Raw genomic sequence first — 2,463 nt, forward strand, 5'->3', positions numbered from 1 at the left:
TCGCTGGTGGTGGCGGGGCTGGCGGACAAGGCGATCGCCACCCAGCTCGGCATCAGCCAGCGCACGGTGCAGCGCCGGCTGCGGGACATGATGGGCCGGGTGGGTGCGGACACCCGGGCGCAGCTGGTGTGGCAGGCCGCCCGCCGCGACTGGCTGCCGTGACGGCGGCCGGGCAGGCCGCGAGGAGGACGGCAAGGCGGACCGGGAGGAGGACCGCGGGCGGCTGAGCGCCGGCCCCCTGTCCGTACGGAGGACGCAGCGGCACGTGCGCCCTCGGCACACGCGTGCCCGTACGGCACACACGCCCCGCCCGGGTGCCCCCGGCAGGGCGGCGCACCCGCACCGGTGCGGCCGGATCGCTCCGGCCGCACCGGTGACGGACGGTGTCACTTCAGCGCGTAGGCCCGCTTCACCGTCTGCTCGACGCTGTTGCCCGCGTCGTCCCACGCCTTCGCCTTCAGCGAGACGAAGCCGCCGTCGTCACCCACCGGGGGGTGCAGCAGCCAGACGCGGTAGCTCCCGTCCCACCAGGGCATCGCCACGGCCTTCTTCCAGGTGGTGCCGTCGTCGAGGGACGTGGAGACCTCCATCCCCTTGATGCGCCGCCCGTCGAGGCCGTCCTGGTGCCGCGCCGTGATGCCGAGCGGCACGAGCCGCCCGCCGGGCGCGGCGCCCCGCGCGTCGGTCGGCACGTCGTAGTCCAGCTGCAGCAGCGGCAGGAGGTCCTGCTCGCCCGCCGCCGGGCGGTCGGCCGCGAACGACCAACTGGTACGCGAGCCGACGCCCGTGCGCCACTCGGGGGTGGTCCGGTCGACCGCGAGGTCGAGGCGGTACGTGCCCTTCCCCGCGCCGCCCGCGGGGAACGCGCCCCACGCCGTGCGGCCTTCGGCCAGCTTCTCGCCGTCGCGGTACAGCGCCGCCGACGCCTTGTCGGCCGGGGTGCCGTCCCAGTCGCCGCCGTCCAGGCGGCTGTAGTGGCCTTCCTGGGAGTCGGCGAACTCCGGGATGCGGATGGTGAGCTGGTCGCCCTCGCGGTACGAGGTCAGCCCCGCCACGCCGCGCGGGATCGCGGGCCGTACGACGGGTGCGAACCAGTCCTCCTTCACCCGCTCGCCCGCCCGGTAGCTGCGGGCCTCCTGGATCATGCCGCCCGCCAGCGGGTTGAAGGTGTCGAAGGTGTAGCGGTGGTGGACGTTGTGGCGCCAGATCGTGTCACCGGCGCTGACGTACTCGGTGCGCTGGTGCGGGGTGGGCACGTGCCGCTGGTACTGGTTGATCGCGGTGCCCATCCACGGCCGCCAGCCGAAGCGCTGCTCCTTCGCCCAGGGGTTGCCGCCGTTGTCGCGGTAGTTCGTCTCGACGGTGGCGGTGTTGGAGCCGTTCACCCGGTGCACCACGCGCTCGGGCACCTGCTGCTTCGCCACCTGCATCACGTCGTACATGTACGGGCTGGCGGGCGTGCCGCGCAGTTCGACCGTCGCCCGGCCCTCCGCCAGCACCGCGCGCAGCTCCTTGCCGACGTCGTGGCGGACCATCGCGCCCACCGCGGGCAGCCGGTCGCCGCCGGGCCGCCAGACGCTCCAGCCAGCCGAGCCCTCCGAGGAGATGACGATGACGTGGCGCGCGCCGGCGGCCGCGGCGCGGCGGACGGCGTTCTCGTCCTGCGGGCTGTTGCCGTCGACCAGCACGGCGGCGCGGGACAGGTCGGCGCCGTCGCCGGCGAGGGCCGCGAAGTCGGCCTCCGTGCCTGCCCCGGCGTCGACCAGGGGCAGCCGCAGGGTGCCGTCCACGGCCGGGGAGCGGCCCATCAGCCGTACGGCCTCGATGTCGGCGCGGCCCTGCGCCCCGGATCCGCGGACGGTGCCGGTGAGCATCGGGGCCTCCAGCTGCCAGCGGGAGGACACCTCGAAGACGCCCTCGCGGGCCTTGGCGGTCGGCGTCACGTAGAGCTTGCGGCCGTCGACGCTGAACTCCATGTGCCCGTTGGAGATGTTGCGGCTGCCGAACTCGCGGTGGCTGTAGAAGCTCATGACGGCTTCCTGCACCGCGGGCTTCGGCGTCTCGATCTTCACCTCGGTGGCCTCGCGGGCGTCGAGGACGACCTCCATGTCGCGGTCCACCTTGAGCTGCGGGTCGACGATGAGGCTGTCGACGCTGCCGCCCGGGATCTTGTCGGAGATCACCGCGTGCAGGAAGTAGTCGCCCTCCGGCACCTCGACGGTCAGCGACCTGCCCGCGGAGATGTACGTGACGACGTCGTACCGGTCGTCCTCGCCGAAGAGCGCGACGGGGTTGACGAAGGCGGGCTTCCCGGAGCGGTCGATGCCGCGCAGGGTGACGGTGCGCGTGGGCGCCTCGCGGACCGCGCCGATGGTGGTGTGGGCGACGGTGTCGCCGGTGGTGGCGGTGACGTACCCGCCGTAGCGGCCGGGGCGCAGCCCCGCCGGGTCGAGGGTGACGGGG

The 2,463-nt window shown here is 74.1% G+C and carries 1 protein-coding gene and 1 pseudogene; one reads left to right on the plus strand and one right to left on the minus strand.

What is annotated here, in order from left to right; all coding sequences use genetic code 11:
* Positions 1-9: 9 nt before the first annotated feature.
* On the plus strand, positions 10-162 hold the full coding sequence (locus tag H5J30_RS27190) for a LuxR C-terminal-related transcriptional regulator (RefSeq protein WP_445194962.1): 153 nt from the start codon (positions 10-12) through the stop codon (positions 160-162).
* A gap of 224 nt (positions 163-386) precedes the next feature.
* Here H5J30_RS27190 and H5J30_RS27195 read toward each other — a convergent pair.
* Positions 387-2,463: pseudogene (locus H5J30_RS27195) on the minus strand (hypothetical protein); the annotation flags it as partial.

Origin of the sequence: Streptomyces phytophilus, from assembly GCF_013870535.1 — a bacterium.
GTDB lineage: Bacteria > Actinomycetota > Actinomycetes > Streptomycetales > Streptomycetaceae > Streptomyces > Streptomyces phytophilus.